Raw genomic sequence first — 20,129 nt, 5'->3', positions numbered from 1 at the left:
AGTCGTTGTTTTATAAAGGGATTCAACAACTTGCTTAAATTTTGGGCGGTGAACAAGATGCTTCGGGAGGAGAACTTGCGCAACGCTAAGCAGGCTTGCGAGGCCTGCTTGCCAGGGCATTCAGCACCCGGGCACCCATGCGGCCACAGCTTCTTCGTGCGCCACGCGCTTCGCGAATGCCAGCCCACATGGCTGTTGGCAGCATTCTTTTAATGAGCTCGATCTCGCCCCGTGACAACGCATACTGGTCCGACGAGTTGTAGACGACGATCTTCATATCCGCGCTTCGCTGGCATCGGCTTGCGCCGGCAGGTCCGGCAGCCGCGGCACCACAAGCCTTCGGATCTTCGACCAGTACTCGTCCCACACGTCGTTATCGATAGCAGGCCGCGCGTGTGTGGCATAGAGTGCGTCGCTACCGTCTTTGCGCGGACCTGAGATCCAGTATGGCTCTCCGGTCTCGACATCGAAGTAGTTCGACTTGAAACCGCTCCCTTTCTGGCTGCGGAACGCCTTCTGCCCGTAGTACAGCGTGGCACCGGTCTTCGAGAACGTGACGCGACCAATCCGAGCCGGCCCCGTAAGGCCACCCGACTTCGACTCGATGTACATGATCCGGCTCTTCATCTCCGCCTCTTCTCGCGCATCGCGCGTCTATGAAGCTGGTTGCTCAGTACGGCGGCGCCTTGCGCCCCCGCTGCGCCCGCGCCGCCTCGGTCCACCAGGCCAGGTCGTCAGCGAACCGGCCGAACGAGCGGTCGAGCGATTCGCCCGCGCTCCCCGTCGGCTTGCCCTGCGCGTCCAGCGTCTGCGCGATCGGCCCGACCGCGAGCGTGCTCGACACCACGACCATGCCCATCTCCGACAGGATCGAATGCCACACCGTGCCTGAACGCACGCCAGAGAAGCGCCCCGCCGAGTAGCTCGCAACCGCGGCGGGCCGCCAGAACCACTCCTCCAGGAAGTGGTCCGTCAGGTTCTTGAGGCCGGGCTGCGGGCCCCAGTTGTATTCGCCGGTCACGAAGACGAAGGCGTCGGCCGTGCGGATCTTTTCGGCCAGCGCTTCCATCGCCGCCGGCGCGGTGCCCTTGGGGTACTCCTTGTACATGCGGTCGAGCATGGGCAGGTCCACGGCCTTGGCATCGATCAGTTCCGCCTGGGCGCCTCGCCCGTTGAGCCCCGCGACGATGTAGTCGGCCAGGCGCACGCCCATGCGGTCGGAGCGGTACGAGCCGTAGAAGACCAGGATCCTGTCGCTCATCGAAGCTCCTTGCTTGTTGCGGGTTGGCTCAGGCCGGCGGTTGCAGCTTGTCCTGCGTGCGGGTGTCGAAGTCTCCGGCGTCGTGCCGCTCGTGCAACTGGCTCGACGGCTGGCCCCAGGTGCGGTTGACCATGCGGCCGCGCTGCACCGCGGGGCGCTGCGCGATCTCGTCGGTCCAGCGCAGCACGTTCTTGTACTCGCCCACCTGAAGAAACTCGCCCGCTTCGTACAGTTGCCCCTTGGCCAGCGTGCCGTACCAGGGCCAGACGGCCATGTCGGCAATGGTGTATTCGCTGCCGGCCAGGTAGCGGCTCTCGGCCAGCCGGCGGTCGAGCACGTCGAGCTGGCGTTTGACTTCCATCGCGAAGCGGTCGATGGCGTATTCGATCTTCGTCGGCGCGTAGGCATAGAAATGCCCGAAGCCGCCGCCCAGGTACGGCGCGCTGCCCATCTGCCAGAACAGCCACGACAGGCATTCGGCGCGGGCCGCGCGCTCCGTCGGCAGGAAGGCGCCGCCGAATTTCTCGGCCAGGTACTGCAGGATCGCGCCCGACTCGAACACCCGGATGGGCGCCGCGCCGCTGCGGTCCATCAGCGCGGGGATCTTGGAATTCGGATTCACAGCCACGAAGCCGCTGCCGAACTGGTCGCCATCGTTGATGCGGATCAGCCAGGCGTCGTATTCGGCACCGGCATGGCCCAGCGCCAGCAGTTCTTCCAGCATCACCGTGACTTTCACGCCGTTGGGCGTCGCGAGCGAATAGAGTTGCAGCGGATGCTTCCCTGCCGGCAGGTCCTTGTCATGGGTGGCACCCGCGATCGGGCGATTGATGTTCGCGAAGCGGCCACCGCTTTCCTTGTTCCAGGACCAGACGGTGGGCGGCGTATAGGCGGTCGTGCCATTCATGCGATGAATTCCAGGAGTTGGACAGACGATGATCATTCTCTACGACTGCGCCACGGCGCCGAGCCCGCGGCGCGCGCGCATCCTGCTTGCCGAGAAGGGCATTGCCCATGAAACGGTGCAGGTCGACCTCGTGCGCGGCGAACAGCTTGGCGCGGCCTACCGCGAGATCAATCCGCAATGCACGGTGCCCGCGCTGCGCACCGAGGAAGACGGCCTCTTGACCGACAACGCCGCCATCGCTGCCTGGCTGGAAGCGCGCTACCCCGAGCCGCCGCTGATGGGCCGCACGCCAGGCGAAAAAGCCGAGATCGCCAGCTGGAACTGGCGCGTGGAATTCGAAGGCCTGCTGGCCATTGCCGAAACCTTGCGCAACGGCTCGCCGGCCATGGCCGACCGCGCCCTGCCCGGCCCGGTGAACTACGCCCAGATTCCCGAACTGGCGCAGCGCGGGCTGGCGCGCGTGCAGCATTTCTTCGAGACCCTGAACGATCGACTGGCCGGCCGCGAGTTCATCGCCACCGACCGGTTCAGCATTGCCGACATCACCGCCGTGGTGGCGGTGGACTTCGCCCGCGTGGTGCGGGTCAAGCCGGGGGAGCAGCACCCCGAGCTGCTGCGCTGGCGTGCTGCGATGGCGCAGCGGCCGTCGATGTCGCGCTGAGCGACGGCGGCTCAGAAGGTGTGAAGAAACCGTTGCGAGCGCGCCGAGGTCGCATCGAGGACCGGAGCCGTACTGCAGTACGGTGAGGACCGCAGGTGCGAGATCGGGGTGCGCAGCAGGTCTATTCGCGCCTTCTCAGCGCTCGATGGTCAGCGCCACGCCCATGCCGCCGCCGATGCACAGCGACGCAATGCCCTTCTTGGCGTTCTGGCGCTGCATTTCGTGCAGCAGCGTCACCAGGATGCGGCAGCCCGACGCGCCGATGGGGTGGCCGATGGCGATGGCGCCGCCGTTGACGTTCACCTTGTTCACGTCCCAGCCCATTTCCTTGTTGACGGCACAGGCCTGCGCGGCGAAGGCTTCGTTGATCTCGAGCAGGTCGAGGTCGGCGGCCTTCCAGCCGGCGCGCTGCAGCGCCTTGGTCGACGCAGGCACCGGGCCCATGCCCATGATGGCGGGGTCGAGGCCGGCGGTGGCGTAGCTGGCGATGCGGCCCAGCGGCTTCAGGCCGAGCGCGGCGGCCTTCTTGGCCGTCATGACCATCACGGCAGCGGCGCCATCGTTCAGGCCCGAGGCATTGCCCGCGGTCACGCCGCCGGCCTTGTCGAAGGCGGGGCGCAGGCCGGCCAGGCCTTCGGCGCTGGTCTTGCGGTTGATGAACTCGTCCTGGTTGAAGATGACGGGGTCGCCCTTCTTCTGCGGAATGCTCACGCCGACGATCTCGTCCTTGAACTTGCCGGCGTCCTGCGCGGCGGCGGCCTTGGTCTGGCTGCCCAGCGCCAGCTCGTCTTGCGCGGCGCGGTCGATGCCGAACTTCTTGGCCACGTTCTCGGCGGTGATGCCCATGTGGTACTGGTTGTAGACGTCCCACAGGCCGTCGACGATCATGGTGTCGACCAGCTTCCAGTCGCCCATGCGCTGGCCGTTGCGCGAGTTGGGCAGCACATGCGGCGCGGCGCTCATGTTTTCCTGGCCGCCGGCAATCACGATCTCGCTGTCGCCCGTGGCAACGGCCTGGGCCGCCAGCATCACGGCCTTCAGGCCCGAGCCGCACACGGCGTTGATGGTGAGCGCCGGCGTTTCCTTGGCGCCTCCGCTCTTGAGCCATGCCTGGCGCGCGGGGTTCTGGCCGGCGCCTGCCGCGAGCACCTGGCCCATGATGGCCTCGCCGACCTGCTCGGCCGTGAGGTTGGCACGCGCGATCACTTCCTTGATGACGATGGCGCCCAGCTCGGTGGCCGGAATGCCGGCGAGCGAGCCGCCGAACTTGCCGACAGCCGTGCGCGCAGCCGAAACGATGACGATGTCTTCCATGAGGTTCTCCGTTGAAGTGATTTGAAATCCGAGGTGTGCGGTGTCAGGCGCGTGCCTTGACGTAGCGGCCCGGCGCCGGCTCGATGGCCTTGTAGGCCTTGCCGTTGCCATAAGCCTTGGGGGCGGGAATCTGTTTGCCCGCGTGTCCCTTGAGCCATTGTGCCCAGTCGGTCCACCAGCTGCCGGGGTGTTCCTGCGCGCCGGCGAGCCATTCGGGCTGGGTCTTGGGGAACTTGCCGTCCTCGCGGATCCAGTGGCTGCGCTTTTTCTTGGCGGGCGGGTTGATCACGCCGGCGATGTGGCCCGACGCGCCCATCACGAAGCGCTTCTTGCCCGGCAGCAGCTGCGTGGAGGCATATGCGCCGCCGATGGGCACGATGTGGTCTTCGCGCGAGCCGTAGATGTAGGCCGGAATGTCGATGCTGCCCAGGTCGATCTTCTCGCCGCACACGGTGAGCGCATTGGGCTTGGCCAGCTTGTTCTCGTGGTACGTGTTGCGCAGGTACCAGGCATAGAACGGCCCCGGCAGGTTGGTGGCGTCGCTGTTCCAGTACAGCAGGTCGAACGGCGGCGGGGTCTCGCCCTTCAGGTAGTTGCCGACCACGTAGTTCCACACGAGGTCGTTCGGCCGCAGGAAGCTGAAGGTGGAGGCCAGGTCGCCGCCCGGCAGCAGTCCGCCCTTGCCGAGCTGCATTTCGCGGTACTGCACCATCTGCTCGTCCACGAAGATGTCGAGGATGCCGGTGTCGCTGAAATCGAGGAAGGTGGTCAGCAGCGTGACCGACGCGGCCGGCTTCTCGCCGCGCGCCGCGAGCACCGCCAGCGCGGTGCTCAGGATGGTGCCGCCCACGCAGAAGCCCAGCGTGTTGATCTGCTTGCTGCCGCTGATCTCCTGCACCGTGTGGATGGCCTTGATGGCGGCGTTTTCGATGTAGTCGTCCCAGGTCGCCTTGTCCATCGACTCGTCGGGGTTGCGCCAGCTCACCACGAACACGCGGTGGCCCTGCTCGTTCGCATAGCGAATGAGCGAGTTCTCTGGCTGCAGGTCGAGGATGTAGAACTTGTTGATGCACGGCGGCACCAGCAGGAACGGCCGCTCGTACACCTTGGCGGTGAGGGGCTTGTACTCGAGCAGCTGGAAATATTCGTTCTCGAAGACCACCGCGCCCTCGGTGGTGGCCACGTTGCGGCCCACCTCGAAGGCGCTCTCGTCGGTCATGCTGACGTGGCCCTGCTTCATGTCGTGCAGCAGGTTCTGGATGCCCTTGGCGATGCTTTCGCCCTGCGTGTCGATGGCCTTCTTCTGGGCTTCTGCATTGAAGGCGAGCGAATTGCTGGGCGACGAGGCGGCCATCCATTGCTCGACCGCGAAGCGCATGCGCGCCTTGGTCTTCTCGTCGGCGTCGATGGCCTCGGCCATGCTGAGCATGGTGCGGCCGTTGAGCAGGTACACGGCCGCCGAGAAGGCCGACAGCGGGTTGCTGCCCCAGGCTTCGCTGGCGAAGCGCTTGTCGCCCTCGGGCTTGGCGTCGAAGCCTCGGCGCCAGAGATCGGTTGCTTCTGCAACGTACTGTTGCTGGATGGACTGGAGCTTTTCGGGGTCGATGGAAAGCTTCGGCAGCTCGGGCAGCCTTGCCTGAGGCATCTGCGGCATCTGCCACAGCGGCGTGCCGCCGACATTGAAGGCCGTGGCCCCTTGCGTGGCGGACTGCTGGAATGCTTCCAGCGCCTTGGTCCATCCCTCGGTCATTGCTTGCTGGAAGGGCGCGAACGCATCGGCCCCCGCGGCTTGTTGCTTCATCATGTCTCCTGGTCCTCGCCTGAAACGAAACGGATGGCTTGCGTGATTTGAGTATCCTGCATTCACAAGGCACCCACAACGCCGCTCTTTCCCTTACCGACTGAAATTCCGTGTTTATCCATTTGATCGTGATCGGCTGGCTCTACGTCGCACTCATGATGGCGGTGGCCGAAGCCACCAACACCACGGGCACGGTGCTGGGCGCCATCTTCACATTTCTTTTGTACGGATTGGCGCCGCTGGCACTGGTGGTTTACCTGATGAGTACCCCGGCGCGGCGCCGGGCTATCAAGCAGCGCGAGGCCGAGGCGCAGGAAGCCGCACGCCGCGCAGCCAAGGCCGAAGAAGCAACGCCCTCAGACCTTCCAGACCAGCGCGGCGAAGCGCCCGCTGACGCCGTCGCGCCGGTGCGAAAAGAACCGTGAGCTATTGGCGACGGTGCACCAGCCGTCGGTGCCGTCGTTGCCATGCACCGCCGCGACCCCGGCTGCCTTCAGCCGCTGGCGCGCGAGCGCGGGCAGGTCGGCCAGCCACTTGCCGGCGGATGCCGAGGGGCGAAAGCACGCGGCGGCCTCCGGCGCGTGCGCCTCGAACGCGGCCTTGACCTCGGGGCCGACCTCGAAAGCCTTCGGGCCGATGCAAGGCCCCAGCCACGCGATGACCCTGCCGGACGAGTCCGATGCGAACGACCGTGCGGTTTGCTCGAGCACGCCGCCTGTCAGTCCGCGCCAACCGGCATGGGCTGCCGCCACGCGGTGGCCAGCTTCGTCGGTGAAGAGCACGGGCAGGCAGTCGGCCACCATGATGGTGCAGGCCAGCCCAGTGGCGGTGGCGGTGCAGGCATCGGCCGCCGTGCCGTCGCGCACCATGTCCCGCTCGTCGTCGAGGACGACCACCCCGGTGCCGTGCACCTGCTGCAGGAAGACCGGCCGCGCATCGACGGCCTCGCGCAAGCGCCTGCGGTTCTCCGCGACATGCGCGGCATCGTCGGCCACATGGTCGCCGAGGTTCAGGCTCTGATAGCGCCCCTGCGAAACCCCGCCGTCGCGCGTGGTGCATACCGCCCGCACGTTCGGCGGCGCGGGCCACTCGGGCACGAGCCAGCGCGCATCCATCGGCTTCAGGCTTCCGCGTCGGGCGCCCGCGAAGGCTGCGCGCGCTGGAAGGCATCGAGCTCCATGCAGGCCTCGAAGGCGGCCATGGTGCGCGGCAGGCCGCTGAAGTCGCAGTCGAAGCGGCGGCCGTTGAAAATCTGCGGCACCAGGCAGCAGTCGGCCATGGTGGGCGTGTTGCCCCAGCAGTAGGTGCTGGCGGGGTGCTGCGCGAGCTGGCGTTCGAAGGCCAGCATGCCGTCGCGCACCCAGTGGCGGTACCAGTTGTTCTTGGCTTCCTCGTCGAGCTTCAGGTCCTTCACGAGGTACTTGAGCACGCGCAGGTTGTTGAGCGGATGGATCTCGCAGGCGATCGACTGCGACAGCGCCCGCACATGGGCACGGCCGGCCGGGTCGCCGGGCAGCAGCGGCGGCTCTGGGTGCACTTCGTCGAGGTATTCCATGATGGCCATCGACTGCGAGAAGCGCTCGCCCTCGTCTTCGAGCAAGGGCACCAGCATGTCGGCGGAGATGGCGGGATAGGAGCCGGTGCGGTGTTCGCCGCGCGCGATGTGCACGGGAACGTACTCGTAATCGAGGCCCTTCAGGTTGAGGGCGATGCGCACGCGGAACGAGGAAGAGGAGCGGAAATAGTTGTGCAGCTTCATGATTTTCCGAGCATAGCGCGCCCTCAGGCGCGAAGCACTCCCGGCAGCAGGCAGCGCAGCTCGCCCAGCACGGACCCCGGCGCCGCTGTTTCGCGCCATTCGGCAAGGATACGCAGCGCGGCGCCCTCCTCCCGGGCCGCGATGCCCAGGCGCCACGGGCCGCGCGCGCCGGGCGGCTCGCCGGGTTCGTGGTCATGCCCCTCGCCGTAGGGACGCCCTTCGGAGCAGGCGCGGCAGAGCACCTGCATGCTGGTGGTCCAGTTCTCGGCACCGGCATCGGCCGCCTCGAAGCGCCGGATGAGCGCGTCGATGTCGTCCTGCGTAACGCCCTCGACCGTCAGTTCGTAGGTGCCGTGCTCCGAGGGCGCAATCAGCTCCAGCGCGTCGAACACCGGCACCTCGCGCTCGCCGCGCATGCGGTAGCCGTTGGCCGCGCCGTCGTGCAGCACGAGGTCGCCCCAGCGGTGCCCGCAGGCCGGCGTCGGCACGCTGCGCAGGATGGCGCGTGCCGGGTCGATGCGGTCTGCCCACACCACCTCGCTGGCCTCGTCGCCATGCACGCGGATGGGCGTGAGGCCCACGAAGAAATCGATCGGCCCTTCGCCGTCCGGAATGCCGATGCCGTACTGGCGCCACGCGCGCCGCGCCGTGGCCCAGTCGCCCAGCGCCGTGGCGGCAATGCCCAGGTTCCAGAGCGCGCCTTCGTTGCCCGGCTCGCACTGCACCGCGCGGGCATTGGCCTGCAGCGAGGCGGCCCAGTCGCCGCGGTACTTGTGGATGAGCCCGGCGTTGTACCAGGGCGCCGCCCAGTACGGGTGGACGGCGCTGGCCTGTGTGTAGGCTTCGAGCGCTCCGTCCTGGTCGCCCTCATCGTCGCGCCGTCGGCCGAGTTCGTTGAAGGCGGTGGCTTTGCCGGCTTTGCCGAGTCGGATGGGCATGGTGAAAACTCGAAACGGGGAAATGGGTTGCGCGAGACGCGCTATTGTGGGCCTCCCGCCTCTGGCACACTGCCGGTTTCCCCGCCAGGTTTCGCTGAAAAAGGACACGTCGCAATGGCTTCCGAGTTTGTCTTCGCACCGCCCGCCACCGTTTCGGTTCCGGTGGCCGGCCAGTCCAGCCGCTTTCCGGTGCACCGCATCTACTGCGTGGGCCGCAACTACGAAGATCACGCCAAGGAAATGGGCTTCACCGGCCGCGAGCCGCCCTTCTTCTTCATGAAGCCGGCCGACGCGCTGGTAACGGTCGATGCCGGCCAGACCGGCACCATGGCCTACCCCACGCTCACCAAGAACCTGCACCACGAGATCGAGCTGGTGGTGGCCATCGGCACCGGCGGCAAGAACATCCTGGCCGCCGATGCCCACAAGCACATCTACGGCTACGCGGTCGGCCTCGACATGACGCGCCGCGACCTGCAGAACGACATGAAGAAACAGGGCCGCCCCTGGGACATCGGCAAGAGCTTCGAGCAGAGCGCGCCCATCGGCCCGATCGTGCCGGTGGCACAAGCCGGCGACGCGGAAAAGGCCGAGATCTCCCTGCAGGTGAACGGCGCCGACCGCCAGCGCAGCAACGTGAGCAAGCTGATCTGGAACGTGGCCGAGACCATCGAGCACCTGTCGGCCGCGTGGGAGCTGCAGCCCGGCGACCTGATCTTCACGGGCACGCCCGAAGGCGTGGCTGCCGTGGTAGCCGGCGACACGCTGGTGGGCGAAGTCGCGGGCCTGCCGGCGCTGACCGTCAGGATCGCCTGAAGGCAGCGGACGGCTTCATGCTCCTGCGCGTTCCCATCAAGCACTGCAAGAACTGCGGCACCGCCGTGGTCTACCGCATTCCGGACGACGGCGACACCAAGCAGCGCGCCATCTGCCCGGCCTGCCACACCGTCCACTACGAGAACCCGCTCAACGTGGTCGGCACCATTCCGGTCCTGGGCGACAAGGTGTTGCTGTGCAAGCGCAACATCGAGCCGCGCTGGGGCAAGTGGACGCTGCCCGCCGGCTTCATGGAACTCGAGGAAACCACCGCCCAGGGCGCGGCCCGCGAGACCGACGAAGAGGCCGGCGCGAACTTCGAGATGGAAGGCCTGTTCTCGGTGATCAGCGTCGTGCGCGTGGGCCAGGTTCACCTGTTCTACCGTGCCCGCCTGCTCGACGACAAGTTCGACCCCGGCCACGAGACCATCGAGGCGAAGCTCTTCACCGAGGCAGAGATTCCATGGGAAGAGATCGCCTTTCGCACCGTGCGCGAAACGCTCGAGCACTTCTTCGAAGACCGCCGGCGCGGCAGCTTCGACCGCGTCCACACCATCGACCTCATCTGAAACCACTCGACACCATGACACTTAGCTCCACCCTGCTGCGCACCGCGCTCGGCCTCGGGTTCATCCTGGCCACGACGGCGCACGCGGAAACGGTGGGCGACGTCGACACCGCCTTCAAGCTCATCGGCCCTGACCACAAGATCGTGATCGAGGCCTACGACGACCCCAAGGTCAACGGCGTCACCTGCTATGTGTCGCGCGCCAAGACCGGCGGGCTGGCCGGTGCATTCGGTGTGGCGGAGGACAAGTCCGAAGCCTCCATCGCCTGCCGCCAGGTCGGCCCCGTGAGCATCACGCAGCCGCTGCCCAAGCGCGAAGAGGTCTACAGCGAGCGGCTTTCGGTGCTCTTCAAGCGGCTGCGCGTGGTGCGCATGGTCGACCCCAAGCGCAACACGCTGGTCTACCTGACCTACTCCGACCTGCTGGTCGACGGCTCGCCGAAGAACAGCGTGACCGCCGTGCCCATCGACCGCGGAACGCCGATCCCGCTCAAGTAGCGCTGGCACCCACCGCCCCTTTGCTGCCCTGCACCTCCCGGGGAGCCGGCACGCGAGTTTGCTAGCATCGCTCGCGCGGCCCCGCCCGGTGGAGCCGCACCGAAGGAACCCTCCGCAACGAATCCGTTCCAACAAGGCGCCATGCAACTCCAGACTCTTGCTTTCCGTACCGGCGCTGCAGCGCTGCTTGCCGCGAGCCTCGCGGCGTGCACCACCGTCGACCTCAACACACCCTGGCCGACGGCCCCGGCGGCCAAGCCACCGGTGGCGCAGCGCCCCGCAGCGCAGTTCATCCGGCCCGTCAACGGCCCGATCATTGCGCGCTTCGACGGCGACCGCACCAAGGGCATCGACCTCGCCGGCACGCTCGGCGACCCGGTCCTGGCCTCGGCCGACGGCCGCGTGGTGTACGTGGGTGGCGAACTGCCGGCCTACGGCAACATGGTCATCATCAAGCACAACGAGACCTTCCTCACCGCCTACGCGCACCTGCAGACCATCTTCGTCAAGGAAGGCACCGTGGTGCGCCAGGGCGACAAGATCGCAGAGATGGGCCGCAGCAATGCCGACCGCGTGAAGCTGCGCTTCGAGATCCGCAGGAACGGCAACCCCGTGGACCCCGAGCCCTATCTCAACGGCCGGCAGCCGCCGCAATAACCGCCAGCCGGCAGTTCCCTCAGTTCGCCTGGCGCAGCACCACTTCGCGCCAGTTGGCGTCGCGCGTGCTCACGAACATGCTGCGCAGCACGAAGCCCGACAGGGCCGGCGCATTGAAGGTGTGCGACGCCGCACCCGCGGCCGACGGCGCCACGTCGGCCTGGTCCGACCATGTACTGGGCGTCGAGGTGGCGCTGGTCAGGGCCAGGAAGAACTCCGACGAAAAAGCCGGGTTCAGGCCGGTCGCGCTGACCGCGAAGTCGCTGCCGCCGCTGTACGAAGCCAGCGCCGGCGTGGTCGTGAAGCTCGGATAGGCCAACGCCGCCGCCTCGGCCAGCGTGAACGGCCGCGCATTGAAGCTCTGCTTGTAGACGATGTCGAACGTGCTGCTCGTGATCTGCGCGACCGTGTCGTTGCTGGTGTAGGCCGTGAAGGTGTACTCGGGCGCCGCCGGTATTGCCGCGATGGCACTGTCGCTCAGCCCCGCCGTCGATGCGCCGGCGCAGTTCGATGCCAGCAGGTACTGGGTGCTGCCGTTATTGCCCTGGATCGGCCAGTAGTCGCCCGCCAGCGGCGCGCGCACATGGCGCAGCCCGTTCGGGGGCAGGCCCGGGCCGGTCACCACCACTGCGACCGCCGCGTTGCTGTTGTTCGGGTTCGGGTCCCTGATCAGGAATTCCAGCCCCGTGGTCACGCAGCCCGACACCGGGTCCTTGAAGGCCTGCATGTGCGGGTTGATGTCCAGCACGCGGCCGTCGCCCCGGAAGCGCCACACGCCGTCGTTGCCCTTCACGACCTGCATGCTCTTGTTGTTGCTGAAGGCAACGCCGTTCTTGTCCTTGTGCGTGAACTCGACAAAGGCGCGCGGTGCCAGGTTGTTGGTCTCGTCTACGGTGTAGTTGATGCGGTTGATGACCACGTCGGCAAAGCTCGCGCCCACCATGTTGGTGTCGCCCGCCAGGTCGCTCACGAAGTCGCTGGCGCTCGCATCGGCCAGGCGGAAGTTGTAGGCGCTGTTGCTGGTGTTGGTCAGCAGCGGCAGCAGATCGGCCGGCGCGGGCAGCCCGTTCGCGAACTTGGCCGTGATGTCGGACAGCGCCTTGCGGATCAGCACCACGTCGTCGCCTGCCGTCTCCATGCCGGTGCCGCTCATGGGCGTGGTGCCGGCATCCTGCGCGGCCTTCACCGCGAGGTCGTCCACGATCTGCTGCTGCGTGACGATGTTGGTGATGGTCGCGACGTTGGTGGCCGGGTCGACGCTCACGCGCAGCACGTCCAGCGCCTTGTCCAGCGCGCTCGACAGCGGCGAGAACGCGGTGCGCAGCAGGTCGATGCTCGAGTCCACGCCCATTGCCAGCAACACCGGCAGCAGCTTCGCTTTCAGCGCGTCGGATTCGGCCTTGAGTTGGTCGGCCGACAGCGCGCCGAAATCGCCGCTGTCGAAGTACTTGTCGGCCACCTTGCCGGCGATGTTGGCTACCACCAGGTCGGTCAGCGGCGTGATGTTGATGGTGCCGTTGGCATCCGCGGCGGTCGCGGCCGAATGGATCACCACGCGCTGGCCGCCCACCGTGCCCTCTGCGCGGAACACGAAGGGGCCGGTCATGTCGGTCACGTCCACCGTGTAGCCGCCGCTGGAAGACAGCTGCACGGTCTTGGTGGCGCCCTTGGCGTCCTTCACGGTAACGGTGCCCGACAACGGCAGGCCCGACGCGGCCGTGCCCGAGAAAGCCATGGACGCCGCCGGCGGATTGCTGGCGGGGGGATTCGCCCCCCCGGCCACAGGCAAGCCGACAAAACCACCGCCGCCGCCACCACCGCCCCCGCCGCAGGCACCGAGCGAGATCAGGAGCGCCACTGCGCAAGCGGAGCGCGTCGTCTTGAAGAACGAGATGGAGGCGGCCGGAGCCACGGAGAGTGTTTTCATGGATGGTTCTAGGTGAAAGGGAGTAAACAAAAGAATCAACTCGTTACGAGCGATGTGATTCTTCTGTTCACCCCCTCTGCCCACCATCCTCTGTTTTGAGGATGCGACGTGGCGGCAGCTAGAGCAGGCTCTCCGGCACCAGCGGGGCCAGCAGGTCCAGCTTCCAGCGCGACCAGAAGTCCGTCTCCGGCTCCTGGTGCAGGATGGTGTCGGCCGCGTCGCCCGAGGCCGGGCTCACCCACTCGATGGCCCCCGTCGGTCCCAGTTGGAGCTGGTAGGCGCCGTCCAGCCGCATGAAGCCGATCAGGCTGGTGAGTTGCTGCGCGATCTGCGGGCTGAAGATGAAGATGCCGACTTCGGTGTTGTGCAGCATCGAGCGCGGATCGAAGTTCATCGAGCCTATGAACACGATCCTGCGGTCGATCACCGCCGACTTGCCGTGCAGCCGACCGCTGGCCGAGCCGTACATGCCGAAGCGTTTCGTCTGCTCCACCCGCTTGGGGCTCAGCTCGTACAGCTCCACGCCCAGGCGCAGCATCTCGGGCCGGTAGCGGCGGTAGCCGATGTGCACCAGCGACTCGTCGGTGGCCGCCAGCGAATTGGTGACGATGCTGTAGTTCACGCCGTTGCCCCGCACGATGCGGATGCTCTCCATGCCGCCACGCCCGGGGATCAGGTAGGGCGTGGTCTGCAGGACCTCGTTCTCGGCGGCGCGAATGTAGCGGCGCACGTTGTAGAGCACGCTGTCCTTCGACTCGTCGGCCGGCAGGCCGCGCGCCTCCTCGGTCGGTGCGAGCGCCTTGGCCGGCGCGTCTGCATAGGCCTCGGCGCGCGCCCACACCAGCTTCAGCGCGCCCGCGTCGAGGTCCTTGGCCAGCGGGTTGTTGCCGAGCAGGTCGGTGGAACCGGGTTCCTCGGGGTGCAGCTGGGCGGGGCCGGTGGTGAGCCTGTCGAAGCGCTCGCGCAGTTGCGCGGGCGTCTCGCCGGTGGCGGGCACCAGCGATTCGACGGGGTACACGTACGGGCTGTTCCAGTACATGTCGAACAGCGACGACAGCCTGGGCACCACCGCGCCCGCCACCAGCGTGTCGATGTCGATGAAGTTCGAGCCGCCGTCGCGCAGGAAATACTCGTTGGCGATGTTGCGCCCGCCCATGACGCCGATCACGTTGTCCACCACGTAGAGCTTGTTGTGCATGCGCCGGTGCACGCGGTCAAAGTCGAGGATCGACCAGGCCCAGCGCGTGCCGAGACGATCCCGCCCCGCCGGGAACGGATTGAACAGCCGCACCTCCACGTTCGGGTGCGCGGCAAAGCTGGTGAACAGCGGGTCGGCGCCGGCCGTATAGAGGTCGTCCACCAGCAGCCGCACGCGCACGCCCCGGTCGGCCGCCTCGCGCAGCGCGCGCAGCAGGTAGCGCCCGGTTTCGTCGTTCTGCACCAGGTAGTACTGCACGTCGATGGAGCGCTGCGCGCGGCGCGCGAGTTCGATGCGCGCATGCAGCGAGAACTGCGGCATCGGCAGCAGGCGGAAGCCGCTCAACGGCTCGCCGGGCGGTGCGGCCGCCTGCACGAGGCGCCCGAGCGTGGTGTCCGCGCCGTTCGTGATCGCCGTCGAGGGCTTGCGCTGCACGTCGGCCGGCAGGCCGGCGCAGCCAGCCAGCAGCAGCACGGCGACGCCGGCCAGCAGCCAAGCCAGCCACCTTGCGCGCGGTATGTGGGTAGCCCGGCGGAAAGATTGCGGCATCGGAAGCGGAACGTGGGGTTGAAAACGCTCGCGGTTTCTACCACGCCCGCGCCCAGCGGCGCTGTCACTGGAGCCTGCTCAGTGCCCCCGTGGCGCGCCCCATTGCCGAACAAAATGGTCGGCCCGCAGCGTGGCGCGTTCCACGGCCGCGTCCCACGAGAGTTGCTGCGTAATCACCAGTGCGCAGCGCGGAATGCCGCTCTGGCTCAGCTCGGCGAAGCCGACGTAGGTGCCGCGCGGCGTGCGCATGAGCTCGACCCAGCAACTCCAGCCTGCTGGCACACGGAGGTCGAGCCGGGGGGTGTCCATGATCGAACCACCATAACCCTTTTGTTCCGCAGTTCAAAGAATTGAAACCCTAAGAACTACTTTTCAGGCTCAATTCAGCGGGTTTTCTCCTTTTCGAGGAGGTCGCGCGATTGCCGGGCCAGCTCGACGAAGGCCTTCAGGTAGTCCACCTCGATGTCCGCCTCGCGCGCGCCAAGGAAGATCTGCTTGGCGATGCCGCGCGGGCCCAGCCGCACCGGCACGATGTCCATCTTTTCCGCATATTCCTCCACCAGCCAGCGCGGCAGGGCCGCCACGCCCCGGCCGCTGGCGACCATCTGCAACATGATGTCGGTGGTCTCTATGGCCTTGTGGCGCCTGGGCGTCACGCCGGCGGGCATCAGGAACATGTTGTAGATGTCCAGCCGGTCGGTCGCGACCGGGTAGGTCACCAGCACTTCCTGCGTCAGGTGCGCGGGTTTCACGTAGGGCACGCTTGCCAGGGCGTGGCCGCGCGGGACCACCAGCACCTGCTCGTAGTCGAACACCGGCTCGTAGTGCAGGCCCGGCTTGTAGAGCGGGTCGGGCGTCACCAGCAGGTCGATCTCGTAACCGAAGAGCGCGCCGATGCCGCCGAACTGGAATTTCTGCTTCACGTCGACGTCCACGTCGGGCCAGTTGGCCAGATAGGGCGACGCCACCTTCAGCAGCCACTGGTAGCACGGATGGCACTCCATGCCGATGCGCAGCGAGCCGCGCTCGCCCTGGGCGAACTGGCGCAGGCGCTCCTCGGCAAGGTCCAGCTGCGGCAGCACCCGGTTGGCGACCGCCAGCAGGTACTGGCCCGCCTGGGTCAGCCGCAGGCTTCGCCCTTCGCGCTGCCAGATCTCGGTTCCGAGCTGGGCTTCGAGCTTGCGGATCGAATGGCTCAGGGCCGATTGGGTGAGGTGCAGCACCTCGGCGGCGGCCGTGAGCGAGCCTTGCTTGTCCACTTCCTGGACGATCGACAGATGGGTGCGCTCCAGCATGGCTAATGAGTGAAATTCATCGATACGTGAAATAAGACCATTTTACTTCACGGGTCGACAAACCTACGATCCAGCCCTTTCCTGACTGCCGGACGTTTCCGATACCCATGACCACTACCCACAACCTTGGCTTTCCCCGCATTGGCGCCAGGCGCGAACTGAAGTTCGCGCTGGAGTCGTACTGGAAGGGCGAGTCTTCGCGCGACGCGCTCAAGGCCCTCGGTGCCCAGCTTCGCCAACGCCACTGGAACGACCAGGCCGGGATCGACCTCGTGCCCGTTGGCGACTTCGCCTTCTACGACCAGGTGCTGGACATGAGCTTCACGCTCGGCAACCTGCCCGAGCGCGTGCGCGGCTTCCACGGCGATGCGCTGGACAACTATTTCCGCGTGGCGCGCGGCCGCTCGGCCCAGGGCGCGGAAGACCACGCCGGCTGCTGCGGCGGCGTGGCCGCCGGTGAAATGACCAAGTGGTTCGACACCAACTACCACTACATCGTCCCCGAGTTCACCGCGCAGACCGAATTCAAGCTCGACGCCTCCCGCCTGCTGGAACAGCTCGCCGAAGCCAGGGCCCAGGGCGTGAAGGCCAAGCCGGTGCTGGTGGGCCCCGTCACCTACCTGGCCATCGGCAAGGCCAAGGACGACTCCGACAAGCTGGCGCTGCTGCCGCGCCTGCTGCAGGTGTACGCCGAGCTGCTGGAAACGCTGGCCGCCCAGGGCGTGGAATGGGTGCAGATCGACGAGCCACTGCTGGTTACCGAACTCGACGCCGACTGGCAGCACGCCTTCAATACGGCCTACCACCAGCTCAAGGCCGCGCGCATCAAGATCCTCATCGCAACGTACTTCGGCCAGTTGCTGGAAAACAAGTACCTTGCCGCCAACCTGCCGGTGGCGGGCCTGCACGTCGACGCCATCAACGGCCGCGACGACATCGTTCCGCTGCTGACCATGCTGCCCGCGCACAAGGTGCTGTCGCTGGGCGTCATCAACGGCCGCAACATCTGGAAGAGCGACCTTGCCGCGATCCTCGACTGGCTCGAGCCGCTGGCCGCGCGCCTGGGCGACCGCCTGTGGATCGCGCCGTCGTGCTCGCTGTTGCACGTGCCGGTGGACCTGGCCAGCGAGCAGAAGCTCGACGCCGAGGTCAAGTCGTGGCTCGCCTTCGCCCTGCAGAAGCTCGAGGAGCTGCGCGTGCTGGCCACCGCCCTGCGCGACGGCCGCGGCGCCGTGAAGGACGCCCTGGCCGCCAACAGCGCCGCCCTCGCCGCGCGCCGTGCATCGCCCCGCGTCAACAACCCAGCCGTGCAGGCTTCGGTTGCCAGGCTCACCAGCCAACTGGGCCAGCGTGAAGGTGCCTACGCCCATCGCGCCGCCAAGCAGGCTGCATTCCTGAAGCTCCCCAAGTTCCCCACCACCACCATCGGCTCGTTCCCGCAGACCGCGGAAATCCGCCATGCGCGCAGCGAGTACAAGGCAGGCCGCCTGGACGACGCCGGCTACAAGGCCGCGATGCAGGCCGAGATCGCCCGCAGCGTGCGCGAGCAAGAGGCGCTCGACCTGGACGTGCTGGTGCACGGCGAAGCCGAGCGCAACGACATGGTCGAATACTTCGGCGAGCAGCTCGAGGGCTATGCCTTCAGCCAGTTCGGCTGGGTGCAGTCGTACGGTTCGCGCTGTGTGAAGCCGCCGATCCTGTTCGGCGACATCAGCCGCCCGAAGGCGATGACGCTCGAGTGGACCCAGTACGCGCAGTCGCTCACGCAACGTCCCATGAAGGGCATGCTGACCGGCCCCGTCACCATCCTGAACTGGTCTTTCGTGCGCGACGACCAGCCGCGCTCGGCCTCGTGCAGGCAGCTGGCGCTGGCCATCCGCCAGGAAGTGCTCGACCTGGAAAAGGGTGGCGTGCGCGTGATCCAGATCGACGAAGCCGCGCTGCGCGAAGGCCTGCCGCTTCGCAAGTCGCAATGGCAGGAGTACCTGGACTGGGCGGTGGAGTCGTTCCGCATCACGGCCAACGGCGTGCGCGACGAGACCCAGATCCACACGCACATGTGCTATTCGGAGTTCAACGACATCATCGCGTCGATCGCGGACATGGACGCCGACGTGATCACCATCGAGACCTCGCGCTCGGACATGGAGTTGCTCGACGCCTTCGACAACTTCAAGTACCCCAACGAGATCGGCCCCGGCGTGTACGACATCCACTCGCCGAACATTCCGAGCCAGGAGCACATCGTGCAACTGATGAAGAAGGCCGCCGAGCGCGTGCCCGCCGAGCGCCTGTGGGTCAACCCGGACTGCGGCCTGAAGACGCGCCAGTGGGCGGAGGTGCTGCCCGCGCTGGCCAACATGGTGGCGGCCGCCAAGACGCTGCGCGCCTCGGCCTGAGTCTTTCGGCGGGGCTGCGCTTTCCGCCTCAGCAGCGCGACTGCCCCGCCCTCGCGCAGATCGGCACGAAGATGCGCGTGCCGCCGCGCTGCACCAGCAATGCCTTGAACTCGCGGCGGTCGGGCAGCTTCACGTTGATCTGCGTGCCGCGCACAACCACATGCGCGTTGGTGAGGATGAGCCCGTCGTCGCTGACGATGAAGCCGGTGCCCAGGCTGCTCTCGTCGGCCTCCGCCTGCTGCAGCGGCAGCCCCGGCGCAAGGCAGGCTAAGGCCGTCATCACGGCGGCCAGCGGGTTGGGCACGCTGCCGCGCATGTCAGGTGTTGGTGACGAAGCTCAGCGTGAGTTGCAGCACCATCGGCTGGCGCATGTCGCGCGGCGGCGGCTCGGCCAGCGGCTGCGCGGTGAGCAGCGTGCGCAGGTCGGTGTCGGCCTGCGCGTTGCCCAGCGAATCGAAAGCCACGCGGTCGACCTTGCCGCTGGGCGCGACCCACACGCGCACCACCACCGGCGCGGGCGGTGCGGCCTGGCCTTCTTTCAGCATGCGTTCCTGCATCCAGGCGTGCAGGCGCACCACGGTGTCGCTGGCGGGGTCGCTCAGCGACGCCTGCAGCTGGTTGCCGGCCAGGTTGGCATAGCTGATCCAGTGCTGCGGCACCTGCTGCTGTGTCTGCGCGGTGGCGGCGACCGGCACGGTGGCGCTGGCAAGGCCCAGGCCGAGCCAGCCGAGCGCAAGGCGCAGGCGGCCCCAGCGTGGCGTTGTTTTAGGAGAAGAAGCAGGAGCGTTCATTGATTTCTCTGTAAGGGAAGCTCAGCCGCACAGCACGCCGGCCGACAGGGTCGACGCCCGTGCGGCGGGCGATTGCATCGGGCTCAGTTGCGGACTGTCGCTGGCCGCGAAGGCGATGCCGTGACGCTGCAGGAACTGCCGCACCCGCGATGCCGGCACCGCCCGCACCTGCGTGGCGCCGGTCACGCCGCTGGCCGTGGCCGCGCGGCTCAGCACCATGCCGCCCGCATGCGGCGCGGCCGCCACGCGCTCCACCACCACGCCCAGCAACAGGCCGTCGGCGCCGAGCACCGCGCTGCCGCTGGCACCGGGCTTCACGCCCGAGAGCAGCTGCAGGCCCTCCGCGCCGGGCACGGTCATGGCATTGCTGAGCAAGGCGGCGCGGTCGGGCAGGTTCTTCAGCACCGCATAGGCCTCGGTGAACACGCCGACGCTTTGCGTGGGCAGCACGTCGCCCAGCGCCAGCGTGGCGCTCAGATACGGCTTGAGCGTGGTGCGCAGCACCGCGAGATCGAGTTCCGCGCTCTCTGCGATCACGCCGGCCTGCGACACGTGGCCGCCCTTGAGCGCGTACAGCAAACGGCAGTCGGCCACCGCGTGCCGCGCGGTCAGCACGTCGCCGGCTTCGTTCAGGAAGACGCCGCTGGCGCTGGCCTCGGGCGGAAGGATGCCGCCGTCCGCAAGCGCCGCGGTCGATGCTGCGAACAGCCACAGGCACAGACAGGCGCGGATGAAATGGTGAACGGACGGCATGAAGGCAGTTGCGGGCTCTGCAAACCAAGACGGAATC

Annotated in this window: 22 protein-coding genes and 1 pseudogene; 7 read left to right on the top strand and 16 right to left on the bottom strand. The window is 67.2% G+C overall.

Annotated elements, in window-relative coordinates; translation table 11 throughout:
- Positions 1–85 precede the first annotated feature (85 nt).
- Genes ACWV14_RS13625 through yghU form a run of 4 tightly spaced genes read right to left on the bottom strand, consistent with a single transcriptional unit; the run spans position 86 to position 2,168 of the window.
- A complete protein-coding gene (locus ACWV14_RS13625) occupies positions 86–277 on the bottom strand; it encodes a hypothetical protein (RefSeq protein WP_454909099.1) in 192 nt (63 codons plus the stop codon).
- The gene (locus ACWV14_RS13620; protein WP_454909098.1) at positions 274–627 is read right to left on the bottom strand and encodes a 1-deoxy-D-xylulose-5-phosphate synthase; all 354 of its coding nucleotides are present in this window, start codon (positions 625–627) and stop codon (positions 274–276) included. Before ACWV14_RS13620 ends, ACWV14_RS13625 begins: the two co-directional genes overlap by 4 nt.
- A 43-nt stretch (positions 628–670) precedes the next feature.
- The gene (locus ACWV14_RS13615) at positions 671–1,261 is read right to left on the bottom strand and encodes an NADPH-dependent FMN reductase (RefSeq protein ID WP_454909097.1); all 591 of its coding nucleotides are present in this window, start codon (positions 1,259–1,261) and stop codon (positions 671–673) included.
- 28 nt (positions 1,262–1,289) lie between these two features.
- On the bottom strand, positions 1,290–2,168 hold the full coding sequence (gene yghU, locus ACWV14_RS13610) for a glutathione-dependent disulfide-bond oxidoreductase (RefSeq protein ID WP_454909096.1): 879 nt from the start codon (positions 2,166–2,168) through the stop codon (positions 1,290–1,292).
- Positions 2,169–2,196: 28 nt separating this feature from the next.
- Here yghU and ACWV14_RS13605 point away from each other — a divergent pair, with 28 nt between their 5' ends.
- Complete coding sequence (locus tag ACWV14_RS13605; RefSeq protein ID WP_454909095.1) at positions 2,197–2,829, top strand: glutathione S-transferase family protein; 633 nt, start codon at positions 2,197–2,199, stop codon at positions 2,827–2,829.
- A gap of 135 nt (positions 2,830–2,964) precedes the next feature.
- Here ACWV14_RS13605 and ACWV14_RS13600 read toward each other — a convergent pair whose 3' ends face one another.
- The gene (locus ACWV14_RS13600) at positions 2,965–4,143 is read right to left on the bottom strand and encodes an acetyl-CoA C-acetyltransferase (protein ID WP_454909094.1); all 1,179 of its coding nucleotides are present in this window, start codon (positions 4,141–4,143) and stop codon (positions 2,965–2,967) included.
- Positions 4,144–4,186: 43 nt separating this feature from the next.
- Positions 4,187–5,944 (bottom strand): class I poly(R)-hydroxyalkanoic acid synthase, encoded by a 1,758-nt coding sequence (phaC, locus tag ACWV14_RS13595; RefSeq protein WP_454909093.1) that lies wholly within the window; start codon positions 5,942–5,944, stop codon positions 4,187–4,189.
- A gap of 110 nt (positions 5,945–6,054) precedes the next feature.
- Here phaC and ACWV14_RS13590 point away from each other — a divergent pair, with 110 nt between their 5' ends.
- On the top strand, positions 6,055–6,369 hold the full coding sequence (locus tag ACWV14_RS13590) for a hypothetical protein (RefSeq protein ID WP_422086146.1): 315 nt from the start codon (positions 6,055–6,057) through the stop codon (positions 6,367–6,369).
- Here ACWV14_RS13590 and pgeF read toward each other — a convergent pair.
- Genes pgeF through ACWV14_RS13575 form a run of 3 tightly spaced genes read right to left on the bottom strand, consistent with a single transcriptional unit; the run spans position 6,301 to position 8,641 of the window.
- Complete coding sequence (pgeF, locus tag ACWV14_RS13585) at positions 6,301–7,059, bottom strand: peptidoglycan editing factor PgeF (RefSeq protein WP_454909092.1); 759 nt, start codon at positions 7,057–7,059, stop codon at positions 6,301–6,303. The two genes, ACWV14_RS13590 and pgeF, sit on opposite strands and share 69 nt — an antisense overlap.
- Positions 7,060–7,064: 5 nt before the next feature.
- Positions 7,065–7,703, bottom strand: coding sequence for a maleylacetoacetate isomerase (gene maiA, locus ACWV14_RS13580; protein WP_454909091.1), 639 nt, complete (start codon positions 7,701–7,703; stop codon positions 7,065–7,067).
- A gap of 23 nt (positions 7,704–7,726) precedes the next feature.
- The gene (locus ACWV14_RS13575) at positions 7,727–8,641 is read right to left on the bottom strand and encodes a tetratricopeptide repeat protein (RefSeq protein ID WP_454909090.1); all 915 of its coding nucleotides are present in this window, start codon (positions 8,639–8,641) and stop codon (positions 7,727–7,729) included.
- A 114-nt stretch (positions 8,642–8,755) separates the two neighbouring features.
- Here ACWV14_RS13575 and ACWV14_RS13570 point away from each other — a divergent pair, with 114 nt between their 5' ends.
- The 4 genes from ACWV14_RS13570 to ACWV14_RS13555 all read left to right on the top strand — a co-directional run bounded on the left by ACWV14_RS13570 (position 8,756) and on the right by ACWV14_RS13555 (position 11,180).
- A complete protein-coding gene (locus tag ACWV14_RS13570; RefSeq protein ID WP_454909089.1) occupies positions 8,756–9,457 on the top strand; it encodes a fumarylacetoacetate hydrolase family protein in 702 nt (233 codons plus the stop codon).
- A 17-nt stretch (positions 9,458–9,474) separates the two neighbouring features.
- Positions 9,475–10,026, top strand: a complete 552-nt coding sequence (locus tag ACWV14_RS13565) for an NUDIX hydrolase (RefSeq protein ID WP_454909088.1) — start codon at positions 9,475–9,477, stop codon at positions 10,024–10,026.
- 14 nt (positions 10,027–10,040) lie between these two features.
- Positions 10,041–10,523, top strand: a complete 483-nt coding sequence (locus ACWV14_RS13560; RefSeq protein WP_422086141.1) for a CreA family protein — start codon at positions 10,041–10,043, stop codon at positions 10,521–10,523.
- A gap of 141 nt (positions 10,524–10,664) precedes the next feature.
- Positions 10,665–11,180, top strand: coding sequence for a murein hydrolase activator EnvC family protein (locus ACWV14_RS13555; protein ID WP_454909087.1), 516 nt, complete (start codon positions 10,665–10,667; stop codon positions 11,178–11,180).
- A 19-nt stretch (positions 11,181–11,199) separates the two neighbouring features.
- Here ACWV14_RS13555 and ACWV14_RS13550 read toward each other — a convergent pair whose 3' ends face one another.
- The 4 genes from ACWV14_RS13550 to ACWV14_RS13535 form a co-directional block, all read right to left on the bottom strand.
- A complete protein-coding gene (locus ACWV14_RS13550; RefSeq protein WP_454909086.1) occupies positions 11,200–13,107 on the bottom strand; it encodes a hypothetical protein in 1,908 nt (635 codons plus the stop codon).
- A 118-nt stretch (positions 13,108–13,225) separates the two neighbouring features.
- Positions 13,226–14,854 (bottom strand): phospholipase D family protein, encoded by a 1,629-nt coding sequence (locus tag ACWV14_RS13545; protein WP_454909085.1) that lies wholly within the window; start codon positions 14,852–14,854, stop codon positions 13,226–13,228.
- Between the two features lie 78 nt (positions 14,855–14,932).
- Complete coding sequence (locus ACWV14_RS13540) at positions 14,933–15,163, bottom strand: hypothetical protein (protein WP_454909084.1); 231 nt, start codon at positions 15,161–15,163, stop codon at positions 14,933–14,935.
- 74 nt (positions 15,164–15,237) lie between these two features.
- The gene (locus tag ACWV14_RS13535) at positions 15,238–16,149 is read right to left on the bottom strand and encodes a LysR family transcriptional regulator (protein ID WP_454909083.1); all 912 of its coding nucleotides are present in this window, start codon (positions 16,147–16,149) and stop codon (positions 15,238–15,240) included.
- Positions 16,150–16,256: 107 nt separating this feature from the next.
- Between ACWV14_RS13535 and metE the strand changes: the two genes are divergently transcribed.
- On the top strand, positions 16,257–18,548 hold the full coding sequence (gene metE / locus ACWV14_RS13530) for a 5-methyltetrahydropteroyltriglutamate--homocysteine S-methyltransferase (RefSeq protein WP_454909082.1): 2,292 nt from the start codon (positions 16,257–16,259) through the stop codon (positions 18,546–18,548).
- 91 nt (positions 18,549–18,639) lie between these two features.
- Here metE and ACWV14_RS13525 read toward each other — a convergent pair.
- From ACWV14_RS13525 to ACWV14_RS13515, 3 genes and pseudogenes are all read right to left on the bottom strand, one after another.
- Positions 18,640–18,804 (bottom strand): annotated as a pseudogene (locus ACWV14_RS13525) (trypsin-like peptidase domain-containing protein); the annotation flags it as partial.
- A gap of 61 nt (positions 18,805–18,865) precedes the next feature.
- A complete protein-coding gene (locus ACWV14_RS13520; protein WP_454909081.1) occupies positions 18,866–19,339 on the bottom strand; it encodes a YbaB/EbfC family DNA-binding protein in 474 nt (157 codons plus the stop codon).
- Between the two features lie 21 nt (positions 19,340–19,360).
- Positions 19,361–20,092: a S1 family peptidase gene (locus ACWV14_RS13515; RefSeq protein WP_454909080.1), complete on the bottom strand. Its 732-nt coding sequence runs from the start codon at positions 20,090–20,092 to the stop codon at positions 19,361–19,363.
- Between the last annotated feature and the right edge of the window lie 37 nt (positions 20,093–20,129).

The sequence above is a fragment of the Variovorax durovernensis genome (assembly GCF_977011995.1).
Note: the sequence above shows the minus strand (reverse complement) of the source record. Positions and strands in the feature narration are given on the sequence as shown.

Excerpts from the sequence above, each read along its gene's own strand:
- ACWV14_RS13625 (WP_454909099.1), bottom strand. The coding sequence starts at position 277 with ATGAAGATCGTCGTCTACAACTCGTCGGACCAGTATGCGTTGTCACGG.
- ACWV14_RS13620 (WP_454909098.1), bottom strand. The coding sequence starts at position 627 with ATGAAGAGCCGGATCATGTACATCGAGTCGAAGTCGGGTGGCCTTACG.
- ACWV14_RS13615 (WP_454909097.1), bottom strand. The coding sequence starts at position 1,261 with ATGAGCGACAGGATCCTGGTCTTCTACGGCTCGTACCGCTCCGACCGC.
- yghU (WP_454909096.1), bottom strand. The coding sequence starts at position 2,168 with ATGAATGGCACGACCGCCTATACGCCGCCCACCGTCTGGTCCTGGAAC.
- ACWV14_RS13605 (WP_454909095.1), top strand. The coding sequence starts at position 2,197 with ATGATCATTCTCTACGACTGCGCCACGGCGCCGAGCCCGCGGCGCGCG.
- ACWV14_RS13600 (WP_454909094.1), bottom strand. The coding sequence starts at position 4,143 with ATGGAAGACATCGTCATCGTTTCGGCTGCGCGCACGGCTGTCGGCAAG.
- phaC (WP_454909093.1), bottom strand. The coding sequence starts at position 5,944 with ATGAAGCAACAAGCCGCGGGGGCCGATGCGTTCGCGCCCTTCCAGCAA.
- pgeF (WP_454909092.1), bottom strand. The coding sequence starts at position 7,059 with ATGGATGCGCGCTGGCTCGTGCCCGAGTGGCCCGCGCCGCCGAACGTG.
- maiA (WP_454909091.1), bottom strand. The coding sequence starts at position 7,703 with ATGAAGCTGCACAACTATTTCCGCTCCTCTTCCTCGTTCCGCGTGCGC.
- ACWV14_RS13575 (WP_454909090.1), bottom strand. The coding sequence starts at position 8,641 with ATGCCCATCCGACTCGGCAAAGCCGGCAAAGCCACCGCCTTCAACGAA.
- ACWV14_RS13570 (WP_454909089.1), top strand. The coding sequence starts at position 8,756 with ATGGCTTCCGAGTTTGTCTTCGCACCGCCCGCCACCGTTTCGGTTCCG.
- ACWV14_RS13565 (WP_454909088.1), top strand. The coding sequence starts at position 9,475 with ATGCTCCTGCGCGTTCCCATCAAGCACTGCAAGAACTGCGGCACCGCC.
- ACWV14_RS13560 (WP_422086141.1), top strand. The coding sequence starts at position 10,041 with ATGACACTTAGCTCCACCCTGCTGCGCACCGCGCTCGGCCTCGGGTTC.
- ACWV14_RS13555 (WP_454909087.1), top strand. The coding sequence starts at position 10,665 with ATGCAACTCCAGACTCTTGCTTTCCGTACCGGCGCTGCAGCGCTGCTT.
- ACWV14_RS13550 (WP_454909086.1), bottom strand. The coding sequence starts at position 13,107 with ATGAAAACACTCTCCGTGGCTCCGGCCGCCTCCATCTCGTTCTTCAAG.
- ACWV14_RS13545 (WP_454909085.1), bottom strand. The coding sequence starts at position 14,854 with ATGCCGCAATCTTTCCGCCGGGCTACCCACATACCGCGCGCAAGGTGG.
- ACWV14_RS13540 (WP_454909084.1), bottom strand. The coding sequence starts at position 15,163 with ATGGACACCCCCCGGCTCGACCTCCGTGTGCCAGCAGGCTGGAGTTGC.
- ACWV14_RS13535 (WP_454909083.1), bottom strand. The coding sequence starts at position 16,149 with ATGCTGGAGCGCACCCATCTGTCGATCGTCCAGGAAGTGGACAAGCAA.
- metE (WP_454909082.1), top strand. The coding sequence starts at position 16,257 with ATGACCACTACCCACAACCTTGGCTTTCCCCGCATTGGCGCCAGGCGC.
- ACWV14_RS13520 (WP_454909081.1), bottom strand. The coding sequence starts at position 19,339 with ATGAACGCTCCTGCTTCTTCTCCTAAAACAACGCCACGCTGGGGCCGC.
- ACWV14_RS13515 (WP_454909080.1), bottom strand. The coding sequence starts at position 20,092 with ATGCCGTCCGTTCACCATTTCATCCGCGCCTGTCTGTGCCTGTGGCTG.